This is a genomic window from Microbulbifer mixtoriginis (SeqCode), from assembly GCF_052468275.1.
Genome location: NZ_CP174341.1, coordinates 200,038 through 221,207 on the forward strand (window position 1 = coordinate 200,038; position 21,170 = coordinate 221,207).

The 21,170-nt window shown below is 49.0% G+C and carries 17 protein-coding genes; 2 read left to right on the top strand and 15 right to left on the bottom strand.

Annotated elements, in window-relative coordinates:
- Positions 1 to 144: 144 nt before the first annotated feature.
- The 3 genes from ACJJIC_RS00960 to ACJJIC_RS00970 all read right to left on the bottom strand — a co-directional run bounded on the left by ACJJIC_RS00960 (position 145) and on the right by ACJJIC_RS00970 (position 2,704).
- On the bottom strand, positions 145 to 753 hold the full coding sequence (locus ACJJIC_RS00960) for a hypothetical protein (protein WP_445357810.1): 609 nt from the start codon (positions 751 to 753) through the stop codon (positions 145 to 147).
- A 36-nt stretch (positions 754 to 789) separates the two neighbouring features.
- Positions 790 to 1,224: an IS200/IS605 family transposase gene (gene tnpA / locus ACJJIC_RS00965; RefSeq protein WP_444908597.1), complete on the bottom strand. Its 435-nt coding sequence runs from the start codon at positions 1,222 to 1,224 to the stop codon at positions 790 to 792.
- Between the two features lie 532 nt (positions 1,225 to 1,756).
- Positions 1,757 to 2,704 carry a GlxA family transcriptional regulator gene (locus ACJJIC_RS00970; protein WP_445357811.1) on the bottom strand — a complete coding sequence of 316 codons (948 nt, stop codon included), beginning with the start codon at positions 2,702 to 2,704 and terminating at the stop codon, positions 1,757 to 1,759.
- A gap of 464 nt (positions 2,705 to 3,168) precedes the next feature.
- Between ACJJIC_RS00970 and ACJJIC_RS00975 the strand changes: the two genes are divergently transcribed.
- Entirely contained in the window at positions 3,169 to 3,444 is a 276-nt protein-coding gene (locus tag ACJJIC_RS00975) for a hypothetical protein (RefSeq protein ID WP_444883615.1), read from the top strand.
- Between the two features lie 29 nt (positions 3,445 to 3,473).
- Here the strand turns inward: ACJJIC_RS00975 and ACJJIC_RS00980 are convergent, their stop codons facing one another.
- The 4 genes from ACJJIC_RS00980 to pepB all read right to left on the bottom strand — a co-directional run bounded on the left by ACJJIC_RS00980 (position 3,474) and on the right by pepB (position 8,547).
- The gene (locus ACJJIC_RS00980) at positions 3,474 to 4,199 is read right to left on the bottom strand and encodes a CARDB domain-containing protein (protein ID WP_445357812.1); all 726 of its coding nucleotides are present in this window, start codon (positions 4,197 to 4,199) and stop codon (positions 3,474 to 3,476) included.
- 382 nt (positions 4,200 to 4,581) lie between these two features.
- Positions 4,582 to 5,706: a DUF3667 domain-containing protein gene (locus ACJJIC_RS00985; RefSeq protein ID WP_444908594.1), complete on the bottom strand. Its 1,125-nt coding sequence runs from the start codon at positions 5,704 to 5,706 to the stop codon at positions 4,582 to 4,584.
- 139 nt (positions 5,707 to 5,845) lie between these two features.
- Positions 5,846 to 7,021, bottom strand: coding sequence for a DUF3667 domain-containing protein (locus ACJJIC_RS00990; protein WP_444908593.1), 1,176 nt, complete (start codon positions 7,019 to 7,021; stop codon positions 5,846 to 5,848).
- Positions 7,022 to 7,257: 236 nt separating this feature from the next.
- Positions 7,258 to 8,547, bottom strand: a complete 1,290-nt coding sequence (gene pepB, locus ACJJIC_RS00995) for an aminopeptidase PepB (RefSeq protein ID WP_444908592.1) — start codon at positions 8,545 to 8,547, stop codon at positions 7,258 to 7,260.
- 165 nt (positions 8,548 to 8,712) lie between these two features.
- Here pepB and ACJJIC_RS01000 point away from each other — a divergent pair, with 165 nt between their 5' ends.
- Entirely contained in the window at positions 8,713 to 10,128 is a 1,416-nt protein-coding gene (locus ACJJIC_RS01000) for a hypothetical protein (protein ID WP_444908591.1), read from the top strand.
- A gap of 109 nt (positions 10,129 to 10,237) precedes the next feature.
- Here ACJJIC_RS01000 and ACJJIC_RS01005 read toward each other — a convergent pair whose 3' ends face one another.
- The 8 genes from ACJJIC_RS01005 to ACJJIC_RS01040 all read right to left on the bottom strand — a co-directional run bounded on the left by ACJJIC_RS01005 (position 10,238) and on the right by ACJJIC_RS01040 (position 21,170).
- Positions 10,238 to 10,603 (bottom strand): thiol-disulfide oxidoreductase DCC family protein, encoded by a 366-nt coding sequence (locus tag ACJJIC_RS01005; RefSeq protein ID WP_445357813.1) that lies wholly within the window; start codon positions 10,601 to 10,603, stop codon positions 10,238 to 10,240.
- A 21-nt stretch (positions 10,604 to 10,624) separates the two neighbouring features.
- The gene (locus ACJJIC_RS01010; RefSeq protein WP_444883608.1) at positions 10,625 to 11,092 is read right to left on the bottom strand and encodes a cupin domain-containing protein; all 468 of its coding nucleotides are present in this window, start codon (positions 11,090 to 11,092) and stop codon (positions 10,625 to 10,627) included.
- Between the two features lie 86 nt (positions 11,093 to 11,178).
- Positions 11,179 to 12,669, bottom strand: coding sequence for a rhomboid family intramembrane serine protease (locus ACJJIC_RS01015; protein WP_444908589.1), 1,491 nt, complete (start codon positions 12,667 to 12,669; stop codon positions 11,179 to 11,181).
- Positions 12,670 to 12,738: 69 nt separating this feature from the next.
- Positions 12,739 to 14,910: a mechanosensitive ion channel family protein gene (locus ACJJIC_RS01020; protein WP_444910993.1), complete on the bottom strand. Its 2,172-nt coding sequence runs from the start codon at positions 14,908 to 14,910 to the stop codon at positions 12,739 to 12,741.
- A gap of 118 nt (positions 14,911 to 15,028) precedes the next feature.
- Positions 15,029 to 15,664: a DUF6515 family protein gene (locus ACJJIC_RS01025; protein WP_444887887.1), complete on the bottom strand. Its 636-nt coding sequence runs from the start codon at positions 15,662 to 15,664 to the stop codon at positions 15,029 to 15,031.
- Between the two features lie 92 nt (positions 15,665 to 15,756).
- Positions 15,757 to 16,884, bottom strand: a complete 1,128-nt coding sequence (locus tag ACJJIC_RS01030) for an efflux RND transporter periplasmic adaptor subunit (protein WP_444887886.1) — start codon at positions 16,882 to 16,884, stop codon at positions 15,757 to 15,759.
- Positions 16,881 to 19,976 (bottom strand): efflux RND transporter permease subunit, encoded by a 3,096-nt coding sequence (locus ACJJIC_RS01035; protein ID WP_444908588.1) that lies wholly within the window; start codon positions 19,974 to 19,976, stop codon positions 16,881 to 16,883. The genes ACJJIC_RS01030 and ACJJIC_RS01035 overlap by 4 nt, the downstream gene beginning before the upstream one ends.
- Positions 19,977 to 20,354: 378 nt before the next feature.
- Positions 20,355 to 21,170, bottom strand: a complete 816-nt coding sequence (locus tag ACJJIC_RS01040) for a LytR/AlgR family response regulator transcription factor (RefSeq protein WP_252084319.1) — start codon at positions 21,168 to 21,170, stop codon at positions 20,355 to 20,357.

The following is a 21,170-nucleotide window of genomic DNA, read 5'->3' on the forward strand; positions in this document are numbered from 1 at the left end:
GAGCTATTCCCTAGAAAACGAGTAATACACTGCTATCGGAATTTATCATGAATAAAATCATGTATGCGCTCAATGAGTATTGATACCTAATAAAATTTCGAGTGCAGTGTATTATTTTTTCAGCACAATGAAAGTCAATATTTACTATGACTTTACCTGATTTTCACGATCCTTTTCTTGAATATGATTTAGTAACTGTAATAGTGCTTCGTCTCTACCCTGCTTATAGTCACGCCAGCTTGTCGTCATCGGAAAATCAGGGTAGAGCGCATCGGTAGGAGATTGAATAAAGCAATAATAGCGCTTGGCAATACTTATCTCTATCTTCGAGTTTTTAAGCTTAAAACGGTTAGTTTCAGAGGCTATATTAGGATCGGCACCTGTCGGAGTACCCACCAGGTTGGCATTGAGAATTTGCTGATACTGGGCCGCATTACTCATCGCTGCTGATTGAGTACCCTCATCAATCATTACATATATACCATTGCGCCAATCGAATTGATCCAAATTTTTAATACAGGAGGAGAGAGCCAAGCCTACGTAAAAATCCCCGCCATGATTATCTCGAAAATCGATAACAAGATTCTGAACTCTACTACCACGTATGATATCAACAATATTCTCACACTGCTCTTGAAGACCACGTAAATCTGGATAACTATCAAAGTCCACGTAAACTGCGTCGTACTTTCTTAGTAAAGCCAGGCGGATACCAGACAAGTCGATATTAAAATAATCAGCAACCACCCGCATAGCGGGTGGTATGGTGAAAGCCCCCAGAGGGGCTAGTTACAACCCCGCTAGTTGAATCTGCTCTTGCCGGCGTTCTTCGACCTCTTGATTCTTGATGTACTCTCGAATCATCTGCTCATCAAGCCCCACTGTACTCACGCAGTAACCCCGAGCCCAAAAGTGTCTTCCTATGAAATTTCTCTGTACATGCTTGTACTTCCGAAATATCTGGATCGCAGATTTTCCTTTCAGAAACCCAACCGTATTGGAAACACTAAACTTCGGAGGAATCATTAACAGCATATGAATGTGATCCCTCATTGCGTACCCCTCGACTAACTCAATGCCCTTTTGACGACATAAGTCTCGGAATATTGCTCCAATCTCCCGCCTCAATGTCCCAAATAACGCTTTCTTTCGATACTTGGGCACAAATACCACGTGGTACCTGCAATAATGTTTCACGTGAGCTTGGCACTGCCAATCTCGCATATGGCCTCCTTCTAGAACTTGCCCGTTCATGGAGGCCATATTTTTACTCTGCACGCCGGAACGGCTGAGCCTTGTCAAGTCTCACCGCCAGAGGCGGTGGTTTACCAGTGTGTTAATTAATATCAGGAACCAAAACCGGATACTGTGTGCTCAACCCACCAAATTTTTCCATAGGCACAGAGTGCACTTTCATTGAGATAGATCTACCATCTTTTAAAAACTGGTAAGTCACCTCATCTTGTCCATCAATAATGCCAGTGCCATAAAGAAACTTTGCCAATACTACGCATTAAACGCATTATTCCCACCTCTACTTCTGCTTCATTCATATCTGGCAGAGATTTAAGTAGATTATGAATTTGCTCATAGAATTCATATTTATCAACATTAACAAGCGGATCTATATGATGTGTTTCAATTAACTTCTGTAATTACTGTATATCTTCCTTCCACAAACTAACCTTCTCAGTTTCAAGTGTGTTGGCTTTATATGAAAAAAATAACAAGTAGATAATTAAAAATAATCTTTGTTTTATGCTTGATTCCGGCTGAAATATGAGGGAGAGACCCCAAACTGAAGGTGAAAGGCCCGGCGAAAACTATCGTAACTGGAAAAGCCCACTCTTAGAGCTACTTGCTCCAAGCTCAAGGACTCGCAAGTAATCAGGTCCCGCGCCCGGTTGAGACGAATTTGATTTAAATACTGGCTAGGCGTGCTGTGTAAATGACGCTTGAACAAGCGAGTTAACTGGCGCTCACTGATAGATATTCTCTCGGCCATATCGGAGACACTGATAGGTTTTTGATAATCTTGAGCTAACCACTCCAGCAATGGGTTGAGACGCATGCTATCGCCAGATTGTACCTGTAATAAGTCTGAGTACTGCGCCTGACCACCACGGCGCTGTAAGTAGACCACCAGTTCTTTGGCAACACTCGCAGCAATAGTATTGCCGTGGTCTCTGCGGATGATCTCTAAGGCTAGGTCGACACCGGATAAAACACCGGCGGAAGACCAGATTCCTTCACTTTCAATAAACAGCGGGTCTTCTTCTACTTGATAATTAACTGCCTGTTGTGCCAATTGTCGGCAATGTCGCCAATGTGTAGTAACTCTATGACTCTGTTCAGGAAAAATCTTTGCCAGAATAAAAGCACCGGTACAGATACTCATTACCCTACGGGCACTTTCAGCTATCAGCCTCAAAGCATTGAGTTGCTTCGAGCTCAGTTCCAATTGCCGCATTCCAACACCGCCACAAATGACCAAGTAATCGACTTGTGGTAATTCAAAGATATCGCAGTCTACAGAAAGGGATTGTCCATACGCTGTTTCAACAACCCCTGAAGACAAACCTAATAAATAGCAAGAATAGGCCTCACTGATAAAACTGTTAGTCTCCATAAATGCATCCAAGGGGCCAAATAAGTCCAGGGCCTGAAAACCATCGGCAATGAAAAAACCAATCTTTTTGCTCATAGCAATTCCTCCTTGTACCTATTCTACTCCTCTAGAAATGTCACAAAAGACGCAATTACGACAAAAACAGACATGCCGATTGCAACGCAAAATACGCTGTGGGTAACAGCTTCATTTTCCATGCCATCTTATGTACTCGTGTCGCAAGCCACAGATATTCGCTATTCATAAGTACTCATTCCTTCAAATTTCTCCTTTTATAGTTTCAACAGAGAACCGTCGAAGTGGATAATCAAATGGAGATATTGCAAAGCAAAGAAATCCGTATGGGGATAGTTGAGAATTCATGAGGGAAAATAGGTTTAGCAGAGTGACCGGTATAGACCTGTCACTCTGCTGTGAGAGAGTATAGATTGACAAAACTCTGGTATAGATCACTACAGCTCTGTAGCCGACTTAGTTATACTTCCCGAGTGACAGCTTAGTGCCTCGATTACCCCGACTTCGGCCAAAGAACAAGATTTATGCTCTTTTCATCTGCCCTACTAGCCATGGTTATGGCCACCACCACACCAAATAATTGTACCGATGGTATTGCCCTGGCAAGGGGGGTAGCCGCCATTGCAAACGAATACCCTTGGTTGAGCGCAAACAAGAAAGACTACGTATTACGTAACTATCATCGTATGTACATCATTATCCCCAAAAAGTCCGATATCAATATCAAGGGTGGTGGTATGCCAACGGCTACAGTAGGTAAGGAGAACTGTGAGGTAATTAATGTTCACCTAGCTCGTTAATTTATTGTCGAACACTAATAAGATATACTTTAACCTTGCTTTTTATAAATCTGCGTATTGTTAGTTTCATCGCATTCCTCCACGATGTTTTTATAGTCTGCGGTCACTTCCAGCACCGCATCAGGATCAAATACCCAATAATTCAAGGTAAAGTTGAGGGTTATCGTCGCACTAACGGCTAAGGCTGGGATTGCTTGAACATCATTGGCCAAAGTATCGGGATCGATCAGGCGAGCAAAACTTGCGGCAGCTGCCATTTGCCCGACATTGGTGATATCTACAGCAATCAGGGATTGCCCTGAACCAGAGTCCCAGATTGGATCATGAATTTTGCTCACGATCAGGTCTGGTTTATCACATACACATAAGCACATGTAGTGATCATCTTCAATTACTCCAAAGGGTGTACCCGCATAACAATTAGCTTCGTCGTCAAATTGATTACCATATAACCAATGGGCCAATGGATCATCATATGGCTTTTCAATAATCTCTGGATTGCGAGTGATTTTACAAACATTGGTTTGTTCAAACTCCTCTGTCATCTCCTTTGTCAGTTCAGATTCTGATGTAGCACCGACCCAAATTGCACAAGTTCTACGACAGGTAAATGGACCCTGACCTTGATAGAAGTTAGGGTACCAACCAGCATTATAGTTCTGCATACTTATATCCTGAATCGGATCTGCATAACTGATTATCGCAAAAATCAAAGTCAGTAAACTAGCTAAAAAACTGATTATCAGTCTCAACATGTTACCCTCCATAAAGTATTTTTTTTACTAACTATTTTACCCTTCAACCACATATCAAATAAAAACTACATTCTATTGGCTGGAGAGATTGTAAAGCGACCTTATGGAATATCTATATATAGCTGGAAAATATTGGCGGAATTTAATCTTAAACAGTTGCAGCTCTCTTATTTATCATGATTTTTTTAATTTTAAATTCAGTTTTATAATTAAGACACTTCAGCGCTAGAGAAATGTAAATATAACCAAGATACAAAGCATATATCCTAATCCATCCACATTAACTTATCCTCTTATAATCAAGGGTATTAAACGTGTATTTTTAATACCCTAGCACCCTAATTACTACTGAGTGAGAAAATCCGAAAATAAACAGGAAATACTAAAATTCTGCGACGCTGTATAAAACTGCCAATGTAGCTCCAATTGAAAGCATTAGCGGATACACAACAGCTAAGAAAGAATACTTAATCAAAGTCATAATCCAACCTTGCCTATATAAACGCTTTTGCATGATTAAAAGATATACAGGTATCCAAAAGACAAGGATAGATATTAAACTCCACGTGATCTGCTCAACCCATGGATAACCGCCAAACCAACCCTGAACATTAAGTAGAAGAGTCGTCAGTAATAGTGCCAAACTAATAAATGCATGGCTATGTAATGCAACAATTAAGTGTTCCATATATAACCTTCGCTTGAACAGATAAAGCACCCATAACATGAATGCAAAAATAGGCAGCATAATAAATAGTGTGGAAGGTAAAGAGCCAAGAAAAATCTTCTTGAAACGATTGGGATCAGCTTCAACTAGATCACTATTTTTTTCGATCTTTAGCAAGAATTCAGCCACGCTATCCACCAGGGATTGTGGTACACCTGAAAATCTTGGGCGTTCCGCTTTGTTATCCCAGCAAGCTCCACCAACCTTTACATTGCAATGATCATCCTCTTCACTATCAAAAATATCAACTACCAATTTGGGCTCAGCCCTCTGAAATTCATCGATTATTTCACCAACTTTTTTCTTTGGAGCCTCATTCGGCAAAAACTCAGTCTCGACATCCTGATTTGATGTGTCTGATATAGTATTTCTCCCTTCATCAAGGGGCTGCTTTATATCAGATACTTCCTCAACCACAGTCTCATCATTCTCAGATGAATAATCCTTCCAATCAGTGCTAAGCTGAATTGTAAAAAAGGTTGTTATACATAAGAAAATAAACAAACGTACTGGGCTGACATAACGTACCCGCCGTCCAGCAAAATACTCGACTGTTAGAAAACCAGGACGAAACAGCAAAGGCGCCAGAGTGCGTACTATACGCGAATCAAGCGCTAGTAATGTGTCAAAAAAATCCCCGATTATGTTAGAAAATTGGCGCACCATTCCTTTTACAGGCTGACCACAAGAATAACAGTGTGGCCCCAAAAGTTCGGTCTTGCAGTTTGCACATTCAGCAACACTTCCTTTTATATGCTCCACTGTTTCTGAACAACTCATTACCTCTATCCTTTTTTCTACTTCTAGGTATCAACCATAAAAACGTTCTACTTCTTTGCATCTTATTATGTGAAGAACGTCCAAAAAATACTAACCACTGATCAATTTGTTTTATTTCACGAATAGCTAAAAACTAGCACTAAAGCTCTGCCAAGCTCCAGAGAACAGTCAAAGCCGCACCCAAGGCCAGCAAAATCAAATAAGCCCCTCCCAGAAAAGAGTATTTACATAAGGTAATAAGCCACCCCTGCTGATATATACGCTTTTGCATCCAAAATAGATAAATGGGGACCCAAAAAATTAGCAGAAAAAACAGATTATCAAAAAGCGAAGAGATTACATTGTAATCAGAAAACTTTTCGCTTGCGCTGTAAAACAGATTGGCAGTTAAAATACTTAAACAAATAAAAGCATGACTGTGCAGTGCAACAATTAAATGCTCCATATAAAGTCGACGTTTGAAGATATAAGCTACCCACAACATCATGGCGAAAATTGGCAACATGATTATTAAAGTAGAAGGCAAGGCTCCCAGAAATGCTTTCTTAAGTCGATTTGGATCTTCAGTGACTCGTTCTACATTTTTATGGGCACTGTCTACTTTTTTATTAACCCAATCTTCCAAAGAATCAGGAAGCCAGCCAACTTGAAAAAACTCTTCATCTATTTCGGTAATAGTTTCATTTAGCCCCGAAGCAATAGCATCCTTAGTGAAATATTCGGATTGCTTTGATGCCCCTGTAACACCGTTCAGATTGACATTAACTTTATCTAGATCCGTATTCAGTTCGTCTAAACCCGCCTTAATTTCAATGCGTTCTTCAACAAGGTCAGACTCTACCTCCTTTAAATTGATGACCACCAAATTGTCTTCCGCATGTTTTTTTTGGAGGTCTTTTAAATTCTCAACAGCCTGATCAAGACCTCTTTCGGCAGACTCCGTATCCACAACTACAGATTTATTGCCACCAAAGTTAATAGCCCAGTCACTATTAATCTGAGTAACAAAAAAACTGGTGATACAAAGAAAAATAAACAACCTTACAGGACTCACATAGCGGACTCTACGACCTGAAAAATATTCAGTAGTTAAAAATCCAGGTCGAAAGAATAAAGACGGCACTGTTTTCCATGTACGCGAGTCAAATGCCAGTAGAGTGTCAAAAAAGTCTCCAATTATGGAAGAGAAATGACGCACCATCCCCTTGACCGGCTGACCACACTTGTAACAGTGAGGTCCCAAAAGTTCAGTTTCGCAGTTAGCACAACGATTTGATTTTTGAGCAGAATGATTTGCGGATGCCGTAGTACTCATTACCTATTACCCCTCGACATTTAAAATAAATTTCCGAATTACACAAAACGTATTTATGAGCCCAAGTCCCAATTAACGAGCTAAATTAAAAAAACCTCAACTAGTGAAAGTTCACTGATTAAAGCTTTCAAAAGGAATATAATTTCGTGAAAATTTACAGGCGCAGGTCAGGAAAAAATAGAAACGCGCCAATTTTAGGCGCGTTTTGCAAGGCTTTTGGCAGTAATTGCTGGGTATTAATTATCCAGTAGGAAACGAGCAATAGTTCTCAAGCCATGTCCCTTGGCACCAGCGGCCCAAAGGTCATTGGCACTTGGCTGGTAAGAGCCAGAGAGATCTATATGCACCCAGTTGCGGCCCTCCTCCGATACAAAACGAGCAAGGAAGGCCGCCGCAGTTGAAGCCCCAGGGCTACCGTCAGCGCCTATATTAGAAATATCGGCAAAGTTAGAGGGGGTCTGCTCCAGATGGAAGGGCTCCAGTGGCAAGCGCCAGGCCTTCTCATTCTCCTGTGCTGCGGCATTCAGTACCTTCTGTGCCATTTCATCTTCAAAACTGAAGACTGAATTAAAGTCGCGGCCTACAGCCATTTTGGCAGCACCCGTCAGGGTAGCGGCATCCAAAACAAAGCGAGGCTTATCTTCCCCTGCGGCGAGTAGGCCATCCGCTAATACCAGACGCCCTTCCGCATCGGTATTCAGCACTTCAACGGTGACACCATTCTTGTATTCAATAATATCGCCCAACTTAAATGCGTGGCCGGAAACCAGGTTCTCCGCACAGCAAAGGTACAGCTTCACTCTTTTTTCCAGACCACGCGCAATGGCCAGCGCGAGGCCTCCAGTCACCATAGCGGCACCGCCCATATCAGATTTCATGGTGGCCATGTTGCTTGAGGGCTTAATGCTGTAGCCACCGGAATCGAAGGTGATCCCTTTGCCCACCAGACAGATATCCACCTCAGCATCCGCATTGCCTGTAGGGTTGTAGTCGAGCTGTAACATGACCGGCTCGCGCACGCTACCACGGCCCACATTGTGGATACCAACAAAACCATCGCGCAGCAAGTCATCGCCGGCCACTATGCGATAGTTAACTGCGCTCGGGGCAAGCTTCTGTAGCATTTCCGCCGCGCTCTCCGCCAGCACCCTGGGAGAAACATCATCCGGCGTGCCATTGGTAATCTCGCGGACCCAACACGCAGCATTTTCACGTGCTGCCAGTTCTTTTAGCTCGCCAGTATCCTCGCTGCCCCAGTGGATTTTATTATTGATACGTGGATTAAAATAACCGCCCCAGAAAGCCCAGCGACTTTCGATATCCCAACCCTCACCGCTGAGTATCACCTCATTGATTCCCATGCCATCGAGGCGCCGAGCCGCGCGTTGCGCCGCCACCAGTGCAGCACCTTTGGCCGCACCAATATGGATATGAGCTTCGCTGCCATTAAAACTGAGTAACGCCGCCTCGCCCCAGGGTCCTCCTGCAGTGCCTTCCACCAAATGAACGCGCATAGCTTTTGTCATACAACACCTTTTTTGAAACTTGTGTGCCAATTTTATTGGGATTCACGCTGCATTCTAACAGTACATCAAAAATACTCGACGATTGCGCCGCCACGATGACGGCAGATAAACTGTTAGAAAGAAACACAATAAACCTTCAGGAAGAAAAGTTTTTAGGGAAAATTCATGGCTGAATCCTGCCGCTACCATTCCAGTGCCGATGCATCCTGGCAGTGCCAACCCTGTCAGCGCAAATACTGTAGCGAATGTATCCCAGGCTCCAGTGCCAACTATCAGGGCCTTGGACCCGAGTGTCCGTTGTGTCGCGATCTAGTGGAGTATATCGGTGCCAGCAACAGTGCTAAGCCCTTTTGGCAGATGGGAATTTTTTATTTTCTCTACGCCTTAAAACCAGGTCCCCTGGCGATCATAGCACTGGCAGCTGCAGCTAGTTTACTAATCTCAGGCCTGGGTCTTTTAGCAATCGTGGCCCTGGTGGGCATCGTTGCCCTGGTGAGCCGCTACAACTTGCTGGTTATCGAGCGGCTTGCCAGTGGCCAGTTGGAAGCTCCCGGAATCGGCGATGCCCTGGACGGTAATAGTGCACCGCTGTTCTTGAAAGTCATCGCTATGACCTTGATTGCCGGTTTTGTTGGTTACAAGCTCTTCTCTTTCGGTATGGGTGCCGTGCAGCTTTATGCTTTTGCCCTCTTCCTATTTGCGCCGGCAGCGATGATTGTACTGGCCCTTGAACACAGCCTGCGTGCGGCGATCAATCCACTTAAGTTACTGCAATTCACTTTGATTATCGGCTGGCCCTACTGGCTGTTGTGGATTACCACCACTGCGGTTTCCGCCGCACCCAACCTGCTGATGGCCATTGCTATTGAAAAGCTACCCCCCTGGTCCCTGGGCCCGGTGATTGCAGCCACGACTACCTATTTCTATATCGTGACTAGCGCCATGATGGGTTACATCTGCCTGTCGCGGCAGCAAAAACTGGGTATTCAGGCCGAACTGGATGACGAAAGTACCTTTCTGGAAGAGGACGAATTCAACCGCGCACGCGCTTTGGCCGATGCACAGATTTTAATGCGCGAATCGAATCTTCCAGCCGCACGGCAGGCGCTGGTAGATGGCTTGCGCCGCTACCCCAATGATGAAGTCCTCAACGAACGCTACTACCGCTTGCTACTGGCAACCCAGGACCAAAAAGCCCTGCGGGAACTCGGCCCCCATTTACTGGATAAGTTCATACAACTCAACCGGCCACACAAAGCGGCGGAACTTTACCTGGCCACCGAGCCGGCCCCCCCTATTGTAAAACCCGAGCTTCGCCACACCCTAGCCAAGGTGCTCTACCAACAGCACAAATACCAGCTGGCGGCGCAATTATTGAACAATCTACACAAAGAAAGTTATCCACAGCTGGATGCGGCTTACCTGCTGCTGGCGCAGGTATATATGGATGGGCTGAACCGCGAAGACCTGGCCAGGAAATTACTGCAATTCATTAGACAGAAATTCCCTAACAGCACTCTACGCAATCAAATCGATACTCTGTGGAAAGTACTAAATAGTTCAGAGAACACACACCAATAAATTCATAGGGTCAACGAGTCAGTAGCCTGTACCGATAGCACGTTTCCAGGAGAGGGTTGCGTGCTTTCTCTATCCGTTTATTCCACTCGGCAGAAAATCAGAAGCAATCTCACCAGTGCTTTAAAGCCCTATTCCATAGATAGAGGCAGCGGGCAAAGCCATTATAGATTTTGTTAAGACACCATCGCAGACCCGGTGTTTTTGAAAACCTTGCTTTCCACTGCTCACTGGGAGAGTTCTCCCAAATCGCTATAAATGCTTCGTAACCCACTCGCAGGTGCCCCTGTGTATCAATCACGTGCAAGCGCTCTCGCACAAATTCCAGGTCCACATCGAGCTGCTGTGCTTTGGCATTATCAAGGTGAACATCTTCCCACTCCACACCGCAAGTGGTGTTTTTCTTCTTCTGAGCACGGATACCCGCATCGCATACCGGACAGGCAGAATTGTAGAAAACACGTACTTTTGTGGCCATACAGAATCTCTGTCTGTGGAGTTAACGAGGGTGCTCGATATCTTTATGATCCACTAGTTCCCACGGCAACCCCTTATTACGGTAAATCCTCTTATTCTTATTGGGGTAGTCTGCCACATCATGATCCAGGCGCTGGCCCACTACGATACAGCGCAGAATATCGTTTCCGGTATTTTTCATCACATGGGGAAGGCCATTAGCCGGATATCCGATAAAGTCCCCTTCACCCACTATATAGTTTTCTTCGCCGATGAATACTGAAGCCTGCCCCTGCAGGATATAGACACATTCATCTTCAAATTTGTGGCAGTGATACTCTGTGGATTCGTACCCAGGCTCTATTTCAATAATGTGAAAGCCAAAGCCACTTATCCCGGTCATGTCTCCCAAGGATTTATTGCGGCGCACTGCATTCGGGTTGAGGAAGTGCACCTTGTGCTCCCCCTCCATATCCAGGATTTGTTCTTTTTTAAGAATATATTTATTCATAAGGCTCCCCTGCCAATTTGATCTTATGGATGCTTACTGGGATCTGTCTAACTGCCAATGTATTTTAATAAACAGGTTTTTATCCTCTAGGGCTGTCCAGATATTTCCATCCCCTGGGTTAACGCCTTCATTTCCCGCGCGCGCCCCTCTTCGCCCAGACGTCGGTAATAATTCACCAGAGTCATACCTAATTTGGGTATCAACGGGTGCTGTACTTTTTGCGCAATAAGCTTGTTCAAGAGTTCATCGAGCCAGGGCCAGTTTTTGGCTTCAGCAGCGCGGCGCGCCATCAGCAGGCAAGTTTTGGCGGTTAGGGCTCGAGGCTTCTGCGTAGTTTGCAGGTAACTGTAATAACCGTCGGAAATAATACGAGCATCAACTGTTGGGTTGGCCGCCTGGGTAAATAGCGCCAAATTGGCTCGGTGATACGCCTCACTATCGGGATTAATCGCGGTCAACTCGATAAAGCGCTGTATCAGCGGTAGGTGGTCGGGATACTGACGTACTGCGGAGGCCGCAGCCTCTGCGGCTTCGAGCAGCTTACCCTCTTCCTGGAATCGATCGATGCGCGCCAGCGCGCTCTTTTGCGGGGATGGTAGTTCCTCTTCTTCCTGCGGCATCGCCTTTAACGGTGGTCGCCAGTAAATCAACAGTAAGGCCAGAACAAATCCAGCCAGCAAGCCGCCGGTATGGGCCCAATAGGCGATCCCGGCATCACCATATAGGTAGCCAAACACTTCCTTACCCAGCCACAGGGGCAACACCATCAGAGCCGGTGCACTGAACTCGCCAAACATAAATCCGATGGTGTAAAAAAAGCGCAAGCGCCGCACTCCGTATATAGCAACGAACATCCCCATAATCGCCGATACAGCGCCAGAAGCACCGACCATAGGTACATAACTACCCGATTCAACCAACATATGCAGGCTAGCCGCAGCCAAGCCACCGAGAAGATAAAGGGCGATAAACCAAAGCCCCCCCAGCGCCAGCTCAACCGATAAGCCAAACAGCAGCAAAAACACCATATTGCCAATCAGGTGATCCCAGCTGCCGTGTAAAAACATATGACCTAAAAGTCCAGCCGCACTGGGTTCCGCCGGCGTCAGACCCAGGGCCATGCTGCTAATCTTGTCGCGCAGCCCGGCAAAATACTGGCGCTGCTGTAACCACTGGGTTTGCCCCTCCTGTTCCAGCCTGGGCAGTAGCCACTGGTGAAATTCCGTATTCCACAGTAGTTCCCGATAGACAAATTCCTCGCCCTCTACATCCATCTGCAGGCGCCACTCGGGATGCTCCTCATTGACATAAATCAGGAAGCGCTGCTCCTCCAGATCCGGTAAGTCACTGTCGAAGTAATATTCCTCAGCCTGCTGCCAGCGGGCATCGTCACCGCCCTGGTAGAACATAAATACCAGTAAGTTGGCGAGGATTAGCACAAAGCACATCAGAGGAGGTCGGCGCCAGTCTGGTTTATTCTGGATCGGGATTATTAGCACGGGCAGTTCCTTGTAGATATTGCACGAACGCCCAATAGCAAAACGCTGCAATAAAAATAACAGGGATGGGGCCGACATCACCGTCGGCCGCTTGGAAAATACTACGCCTGTTCACCGCAACTCAAGCCCGATGCTCTCCCTGGGCTACTACTTTCTCCCTGTGCGAGTAATCATTGCCGGTGCATCCCAACTGCGCAGGTGCAGATCCCGCTGTGGGAAAGGCACCTCGATACCCTTTTCACGAAATTCCCGCAACAGTTCTAAATTGTAAAGCGCATAGGAGTCACCCAAAGAAGTGACCATGTTACTGTTCACCCATACCACCAGCTTAAAATTCAGCGCGCTATCGCCAAATTCCATCAGCCAGACTTCAGTTTTACGCTTCCAGTCGGTATGAGTGATATTGACCCGCGAGGCGGCCTCCAGTGCAGCTTCCCGCACCAAGTCTGGATCGGAGGCATAGGAAACACCAAAGGACACATGAATACGACGCACCGGGTCATCGAGGGTATGGTTAATCACCCTTCCAGCGACAAACTCGGTATTCGGTACCAGGATATCCACATTGTCGCGGGTGGTGATACGGGTTGAACGTACATTGATATCGCGGATTCGGCCAAAAACACCGGACTCCAGCTCTACCAAGTCCCCAACCTTCAAGGGCCTTTCGAACAGCAAAATAAGCCCGGAAATGAAATTGGAAAAAATAGCCTGCAAGCCAAAACCAATACCTACAGATAGGGCTCCAGCCACCAGTGCCAGCTTGGAGGTATCCAGGCCGAGCATACTCAACACCACAATCAGGGCAACGCCGATATAGGTGTAGTGCAAAACGCGACTCAGGTTATACATGGAGGATTCGCTGGCGTGTTCCCTGCGTACCAGCCGGCGTAGGAAGGCGCGAGTCAGTACCGACAGCAACCAGGCGCAGACCAACACAAATGCCATCCTGGCAATCAGGCGCAACGTGATTGGGTTTTGCGTGATAGTAAACAGCTGGTAATCCGCCAGAGTGCGCCAGCGTTTGTATACCTGGCGGCCGGTCAGCGCCAATCGTTCACGAACCGTGGCCCACCAGCCCTGGCGCTCGCGGTAAACTTCAAGTTGGGCCTTCTCATAACGCTGGATATCCTGCTCCAAGTCGTTGGCCCGCGCCAGACCACTGCCGATCCGTTCAAAGTAAGCCCACCAACGGCTCAGATCGGCACTTTCCTCCTCATCGCGCCAAGCCACCACCTGCCGCTGTCGGATCGCCAGCTCCCGCGAAGTGCTATCGATCACCGCATTGGCATTCTCCAGCAGCTCGCGACTGACAACCAATGTCTCCTCGCCAGTTTCTGGATTCAATACGCGGTTGATGGATTGTAGTAACTCACTCTTGCGCTTACCCAGGTGTTCCTCTAAAAGGTCCACCTCCAGTTGCATCAGGGTGAGGTCCTTTTTCATATTGACGTCGGGGTCAGTGGAGGGCTCGGTAGTGCTCTGGATACTGGTGCGGGTAGCGGCGATACGCTCAATTTTCTTATCGCTGTCGGTGATGGATTTCTCCAGCTTTTCGGCATCCTTCTCACTGAACTGCAGGTCGTCGAGCATACCGCGCAGCTTGGTTTCCGACAGTTCGATTTTTTCCTGCCAGGTGCCGAGAAACTCATTCACCGTATCCAGCTGCTCAATAATATTCAGGTGATTGATCTGCGCCAATAACAGCGCTTGTGCCGCCTGGTCTTCTTCCTCACCTTTGGCATCACGCAGCACAATTACTTGCTTGCGCAACTGCGCCAAGGATTGCGATCGACTAGCGCGCAGCTGCCGCGCCTCTAGCTGCACACCACTTAGGCGGCGTTGACCGCGGCTAATGGCCGCATCGGCGCGGGCCCAGTCGAGTACACTAGGGTTTTCCGGAAACTTCACCTCCGGCATCAACTCAACTTTTAGATATTCCTGACGCTTCTTCCAGGTGACCTCCACCCCCTCCAGGCTCTGGGTAATTTTTTTTGCCCCTTTTTGCAGCGCCTCATCCTCTTCAGGTAATTCTTGCTGCCACTCTTGCCAATCCTTTTTAATCGCTTGTAGCCACTCTCGTCGCTGCTCCGGCGATGCATTGGTCCAGCCGGTCCACCAATCTGCAGAAGGGTCGGCAAACTCAGGCACCACCGCCTTGAATTCCTTGGGCTTGGAACCGGGTAACTGGGCACTAGCGGCCAGAGAGCAAAGGGCGAAAAAAATCAGGCAGAAGGCGATCGGAAAAAAGTGGGAAAGTCGTTGCCCGGTGCGAGTCTTAGGCTTATCAGTAAAGAAGTAACCACCAACACCCAGCATAAAATACACATCTGTCCGTGAAGCAGTATCAGCAAGGGGAAGACCTTGCCCCTAGGGGCTTATTTCTTGAGTGTAGCCGAGAGCGGCCAGGCTCTCGGCCCTTCAACTTAAAGGGGGCTCAGTAGCGTCTGCGCCCATAGCTGCGCATACAATTGAGGTATTGTCTGCGATAGGCGCGAGTACTAACCACAGATACCCTTCCGGGTCTATGCACACTTCTCACCAGATTGGCTGCTCTGGCCTTACAAAACACTTCCCTACGGCCGAGATTTCTGTCAGGGCGGCGGACATTTCTCGAATGACGTAGCTGGCTGACATTGCGGGAGGATTCGTATTTAGGAGGATAGGCTCGGGTAGATTCGTAATTGGGCGGATAGGCACGCGGGTAAATTCTTACTTCGGGTGCTAGGGGATTGCGATTGTAATTGCGCCAATTGGCCGGAGGGGTAACCACCACAAATTGGTTGTCTTTAGGGTCAAACTCGAAGAAAGTACCATTCCCCGCTCGCCGGTAATCCTTGCCACCGAGGTAAAAGGATGTGCCTGTTGGTACTTCCGGCACTCTAGCCCCGAGTGGTGGCTCCACACGGGTGTAACCATCTGGTCCCTGCCGGTAGAAATATCCATCTGCATAGAAATAAATTTCATTGTTGGCTTCGATAAGGCGCGCCCCGTCCAGAAGGGGCACCACCTGCGTCTCCGCGAGAGGTGCTGAGGCAATCGTCAGTAACAGCAGCGCAAGCAGGAAACGCATAAGACACCTCGACGAGCAAGTAAATGTCGCAGAAGTGTATTGTCATGGAACTCTGTTCCCCAATTTAATTAAAAGAGACTGGTATCAATATTTCAGTCAGCCACCGCCAGAACACTGCTGTCATCTTTATCGCGCACCACCTCTGATAATATCTTCACCTCCTGCCCCGGCTGCAGGCGCTCGGCACCGCGCACGATAACCCGATCGCCATCAGCGAGTTCACCATAAACGGCTATCCACTCTCCATCACCACTGCCAACACGAACCGACAAACGCTCCGCTTTATCCTCTTTATCTACACGGTAAACAAAGGTTTCGCCATTGCGCAACACCAAGGCGTCACGCGGAACTGCCATGGTGTCGCGGGCCTCAGACAGGGGGACTGCCACCTGTACCGGCATGCCCACTACCCAGTCCCACTGCTGCGAAGCCTTGCCGGGCAGCTGCACCATCAGCTTAACTCTGCGAGAGTTTTCGCTGGCCACAGGTACATACTGGCGCACATGACCGCTGATAATCCTTGCTTTAGCGCGCTCACTCTCGGAGAGGGACAAGGCATCGCTGCGCACCGAAATACTGTCGCCGGCACCAATCAGGGGCAGAGCAGCCAACGGAATATCTGCCTCCACCTCCAGCTGGGACATATCCAGCGCGCGCAACAGCTCGGAGCCGGTGCGGACATATTCCCCCGCCTGCAACTCGCGGCTCACCACCAGGGTATCGAAGGGGGCGTCAATGTTGGTCTTACCAAGTTCATAGGCGCGCCTGTCCCGCTCAATCTGTGCGGCTAACAGATCCTGGGCCATCGCCTCGCGCTCGGCCTGCTGTTCTTCCAACGCTGCACGGGAGGTGCTGTTGGTTTCCGCCAATTTACTCAGTCGATGCAGCTGCGCGTCCAGGTAGGTGAGACGCGCCTTCAGCTGGGCAATACGACTTTCACTATTGCGCAACTGCAGGCGCCAATGGGTTCCATCCAACTGCGCCAGGCGCTCACCTTTTTTTACCAAGCTACCGGGCTCAGCAACAAACTCCAACACGCCATCCAGTTCAGAGGAAATACGAATATCGCGACGGCTCACCACCTCCCCCGCGGACCACTGGCTAGCTGCCATCTGGCGGGTCTCAGCCCGATCCACAGTGACCGCCACGGCGCCACTCTGGGCCAAAACCGGTCCCACAGAGGTGAGGGACAGGACTACTCCGGCAAGTAACTTTTTCATTGGGAACTCCTCAGGGCCAGTCTTTGACGCAAGCGGGTAAATTGCGGCACAGGCAGGCGACCGGTCTGTAACAGCGCCGGTAATAAAATCAAGGTAAACAGAGTACTGACCGCCATTCCACCGACAATCACGGAGGCCAGACCGCGGTAGATCACACTTCCTTCGCCCGGAGCTACCAACAGGGGCAACATGCCGAATACGCTGGTCAAGGTACTCATAAAGATCGGCCGCAGGCGCAGGCGCAACGCCTGCTCCACCGCCTCTACCCGACTGGCGCCCGCGCCTTCCGCTGAGCGGGTCTGGTGTACTAACAAGATGGCGTTATTCACTACCAACCCCAGAAGAATAACGAAACCAATCATGGTGAGAAGATCGAGGGGCTGGAAGCTGATCAGATTCAGCAACTGCAGTGCCAAGACCCCGCCGACAGTAGCCAGCGGTACGGTTAACAGCACCAGCCCAGCATCGCGCAGTGAGCGAAACAAAGCACTCATCAGCAGGAACAGAATCAACAGCGCCAACAGGAAGTTCTGTGAAAGAGATACCAGAGCTTTATCCAAATCACTAGCGTTCCCCCCTACCAGGATACTGCCATCCTCGGGCAAAGCCTCGCGAATTTTCGGCAGCACCTCTTCCTCAAGCTGGGCACGTACTTCCTCTAGAGAGATGTCATCCGGTGGCACAATATTCAGGGTAATAGTGCGACGACCATCCACTCTACGCAGATTGCCCGGGCCCACGGTGCGCTCCACACTCGCCAACTGGCTCAGCGATACCACCTCTCCACGGGGAGTGACCAAAGGCGTATTCTGCAACTGTTCCGGTGTACTCCAAGGCTTGGCCTTGAAAATCATATCCAGGCGTTTTTCCCCGTCGAAGTATTCGCCCACATAGAGACCATTGCCGAGGGTGCGAATCAGCCCCCCCATATCCTGGCGGTTCCAACCCTGCTCCAGCATGGCGCGGTCGTTAGGGCGCACAGTCAGCTCTGGTTCAGACAGAGACAGACCCGGGTTAGTCTGCACTGGGGTGCCCGGCATCACCTCTTCCACCACTTCAACACCGCGGGCAGCCGCGCGCATTAATCCATCAGCATCACGGGATTGCAGGTGTAGGGCGATATTGCGATCTCCACCAAAGCGGCTAAACAGGTTGCCCCTTGCGGCGAAGCCTTGAAAGTCGGGAATATCTACCAGGATTTCCTCACGCAACAGCGTCTCCATCTCCTTGGCCTGATCCATATCCTTAACACGCACGCCCATATTTCCGCCGCTGGGCCAGGTAATGATGTAGTAGTTTTTGAGAGCCGGCTCGCGCTCACCACTCATAAAGGGTGCCATGCGCCGGTCCAGTTCGTTGACGATATCCTTTTCGATAGTTTTGGTATTTGTAGCCGCGGGGAAATTCATCCATACATCCACCGCATCCCTTTTTACCGGCGGTAAATAATCGAGATTGGGTAATAGGAAATAAGTTGCGGCAATAGGCACCAGCAGAAAGCCACCGATCACCTGCCAGCGACGCGCACGGGTACCGGTCAGTGCCATAACCCGAGTGGCGATTTTCTCCCACACATGAGCCAGGCGATCCTCACTGGAAATCGAGGGCAGCCAGAGTTTTGCCGCCAGTGGCACTATGGCAATGGCCGCCAACAGGGAAAATACCACTGCCACTGCAATCGTCAGAGCCAGATCACCAAAAACCTGTCCCTCGACACTGTTGAGAAAAAATACCGGCAAGAAGATCGCTACGGTAGTGGCAGTACTCGCCAGCAATGCGCCCCAAACCTGACCGGCGCCCTGTTCCGAAGCCTCCTCCGGATTGCTGCCTTTTTCCCGTAGACGCACAATATTCTCCAACACCACAATTGCCGCATCGAGCACCATACCGGTAGCGAAAGCAAGGCCAGCAAGGGAAATCACATTGACACTGCGCCCAGCGGCAGACATGACAACGAAGGTGGATAAAAGGGAAATGGGAATAGCGGCTGCCACAATCAAAGTAGCGCGCATACGCCGCATAAACCACCAGAGCACCCCCACCGCCAGTAATATGCCCAAAATCATATTACCGCCAAGTAAATTGAGGGCGCGGTAAACGAATACCGAGGCATCGAAGGACTGCACCAGTACCAGCTGTTCGTTTTTCAGCTTGGTCTCATTCAGTTCCTCCACTTTCTGTTTTACCAGCTCCAGAGTGGCAAGCATATTGGCATCGTTTGCGCGGTTGATGCGCATAGAGACAGCCGGATTGCCATTTTGTGTGGCCACTCCGCGGGGCTCAGAGGGCCCTACACGCACCTCGGCAATATCACCGAGGCGCACCGGCTGGCCATCGCGCCACTCCAGCACCAGTTCGGATAAATCCGCCGGCTTGTACTCACCGACAAAACGCAGTGTGTAGCGGCGACGCCCGACATCGGTAAAACCACCAGAAACATCTCTTGCCGAGGCCAACTGACGGCTGATCGCCGGCAACTGAATACCTAAATCAGCCGCTTTCCAAGGGTCGAAAATAACCTGCAGTTCCTCTTGCGCGGCACGACCGGATTGGGCCTCCACACTTGCCACACCCGGCACAGACTCCAGCTCCGGCCGCAACACATCCTCAATCAGGCCGGTATAGTCGTCTAGGTGGTTGGGATTTTCAGGCAGCTTCTGCAAAAAGAAATAAGTAAGTGCATTGGTACCACCGCCCCAACCACCTAGCATTACCCGCGGCGGTTCCGCATCTCGCGGCAGAGGCGGCAAGCTGCTCATACGGCTGATCACATCGATCAGCACCTTGTCCATGTCGGTGCCCATACTGAATTCGAGATTTACCCAAGCACCGCCACGGCCAGCATTGACCTCCATGGTTTCCAGACCGGTAAGGCCCTGCAGAACCGATTCAATCGGCTCGACAATTTCTGCCTCCACCTCTTTCGGTGCGGCAGCACGCCAGCCCGCCTGGATAACAATACGCGGGCTTTCGATATCGGGGAAAAGCTGTACTGGTAAGCGGCTGGCAAGAAAAGCCCCCAGCAAGACTGCGAACACCACTACCACGCCGGCGGCAGCAGGATTTTTCAGAGCGGCTTTTGTCAGTGCCATTCCATAGGCCCTTAATTATATATTTACGGTTAGTGTGGCAGTGACCCAGACATGTCCTGATCTATTTCACTGTCTCTGACAAAATACTGGTGCAGAGATCGTAAACCTGCAGTTAGTAGGTCGGTTCGCACCCGATTTATTTTCTTGGAAAAAATACCATTTTTCTGGGAGTGATAGGCATTATTCCAGACACTCTAGCTCTGGGCCAATAACCGCACTTCCTGTGCCGTGCGATATGCCCGCGGCTGGAGAACAGCGGGCTAGGGAAAGGAAGATTAATGCAATAGGAGTTGCAAACAAGGCCGTTGCGACAAAGTGTCGGGAATATTCGATCAGGTTACTGAGTGAATTTTTATTTCTGCTAGGCGCAAAAATACCTCAAAGAAAATGCTGCACTTTACTCTTATAGCTGCGGCTCATTTTCAGGCACTCGCCACTGTCCAACACCAGGTGATATTCACCATTAATATGCGCGCGAATTTCCCGCACACGGCTTAAATTTACGATGGTGGAGCGGTGAATACGCTGGAATAATTTTGGATCCAGCTGTTGCTCCAATTCCTTCATGGTAATGCGCATCACATGGGTTTCGCCCTGGGCGTGTACACACATATAGTCCCCGGCAGCGTCAATCCAGTCGATTTCCCGTGCCGGCACTAGGGTGATCTTACCAGAGTCCTTCACAGCGATTTTATCCGGGTAGGCGCTGCCGGCAAACTGTCCGCTGACCAGTTTCTGCTCCAGTGCCTCCGGGGATTCCTTGGTCAAATCCGCAACCGCCTCCAACAGCTGCTCGCGCTGTATGGCGATATCCGCCGTGGCCATTTTTTCCCGTGCGCGAGTCAGAGCCAGTTGCAGTCGCTCCTCTTCGATGGGTTTCAATACGTAATCTACCGCGTTGACCTCGAAGGCCTCCACCGCATACTGATCATAAGCCGTTACAAACACCACCTGGGGCAGTTTTTCCAGGGGTATTTGCTGCACCAGCTGCAGACCATTGACGCCAGGCATCTGAATATCCACAAACGCCACATCCGGGTTTAGCTGCAGAATAATTTCCAGAGCCTCACGGCCGTTGCCGCACTCAGCGACTACATCGACACCGGACATATGCTCCAGGCGCAGGCGCAGGCCGCGACGTGCCAGGGGTTCATCATCGACAATTACTGCGGTCAGGTTTTCAACTGCACTCAT

Coding starts and splice junctions, on each gene's coding strand:
- ACJJIC_RS01020 (WP_444910993.1), bottom strand. CDS start 14,910: ATGCTGGGTGTTGGTGGTTACTTCTTTACTGATAAGCCTAAGACTCGC.
- ACJJIC_RS01035 (WP_444908588.1), bottom strand. CDS start 19,976: ATGGCACTGACAAAAGCCGCTCTGAAAAATCCTGCTGCCGCCGGCGTG.
- ACJJIC_RS00960 (WP_445357810.1), bottom strand. CDS start 753: ATGCGGGTGGTTGCTGATTATTTTAATATCGACTTGTCTGGTATCCGC.
- ACJJIC_RS01010 (WP_444883608.1), bottom strand. CDS start 11,092: ATGAATAAATATATTCTTAAAAAAGAACAAATCCTGGATATGGAGGGG.
- pepB (WP_444908592.1), bottom strand. CDS start 8,547: ATGACAAAAGCTATGCGCGTTCATTTGGTGGAAGGCACTGCAGGAGGA.
- ACJJIC_RS00990 (WP_444908593.1), bottom strand. CDS start 7,021: ATGAGTACTACGGCATCCGCAAATCATTCTGCTCAAAAATCAAATCGT.
- ACJJIC_RS01000 (WP_444908591.1), top strand. CDS start 8,713: ATGGCTGAATCCTGCCGCTACCATTCCAGTGCCGATGCATCCTGGCAG.
- ACJJIC_RS01015 (WP_444908589.1), bottom strand. CDS start 12,669: ATGTCGGCCCCATCCCTGTTATTTTTATTGCAGCGTTTTGCTATTGGG.
- ACJJIC_RS01005 (WP_445357813.1), bottom strand. CDS start 10,603: ATGGCCACAAAAGTACGTGTTTTCTACAATTCTGCCTGTCCGGTATGC.
- tnpA (WP_444908597.1), bottom strand. CDS start 1,224: ATGCGAGATTGGCAGTGCCAAGCTCACGTGAAACATTATTGCAGGTAC.
- ACJJIC_RS00970 (WP_445357811.1), bottom strand. CDS start 2,704: ATGAGCAAAAAGATTGGTTTTTTCATTGCCGATGGTTTTCAGGCCCTG.
- ACJJIC_RS01040 (WP_252084319.1), bottom strand. CDS start 21,170: ATGAGTGCAGTTGAAAACCTGACCGCAGTAATTGTCGATGATGAACCC.
- ACJJIC_RS01030 (WP_444887886.1), bottom strand. CDS start 16,884: ATGAAAAAGTTACTTGCCGGAGTAGTCCTGTCCCTCACCTCTGTGGGA.
- ACJJIC_RS00985 (WP_444908594.1), bottom strand. CDS start 5,706: ATGAGTTGTTCAGAAACAGTGGAGCATATAAAAGGAAGTGTTGCTGAA.
- ACJJIC_RS01025 (WP_444887887.1), bottom strand. CDS start 15,664: ATGCGTTTCCTGCTTGCGCTGCTGTTACTGACGATTGCCTCAGCACCT.
- ACJJIC_RS00980 (WP_445357812.1), bottom strand. CDS start 4,199: ATGTTGAGACTGATAATCAGTTTTTTAGCTAGTTTACTGACTTTGATT.
- ACJJIC_RS00975 (WP_444883615.1), top strand. CDS start 3,169: ATGCTCTTTTCATCTGCCCTACTAGCCATGGTTATGGCCACCACCACA.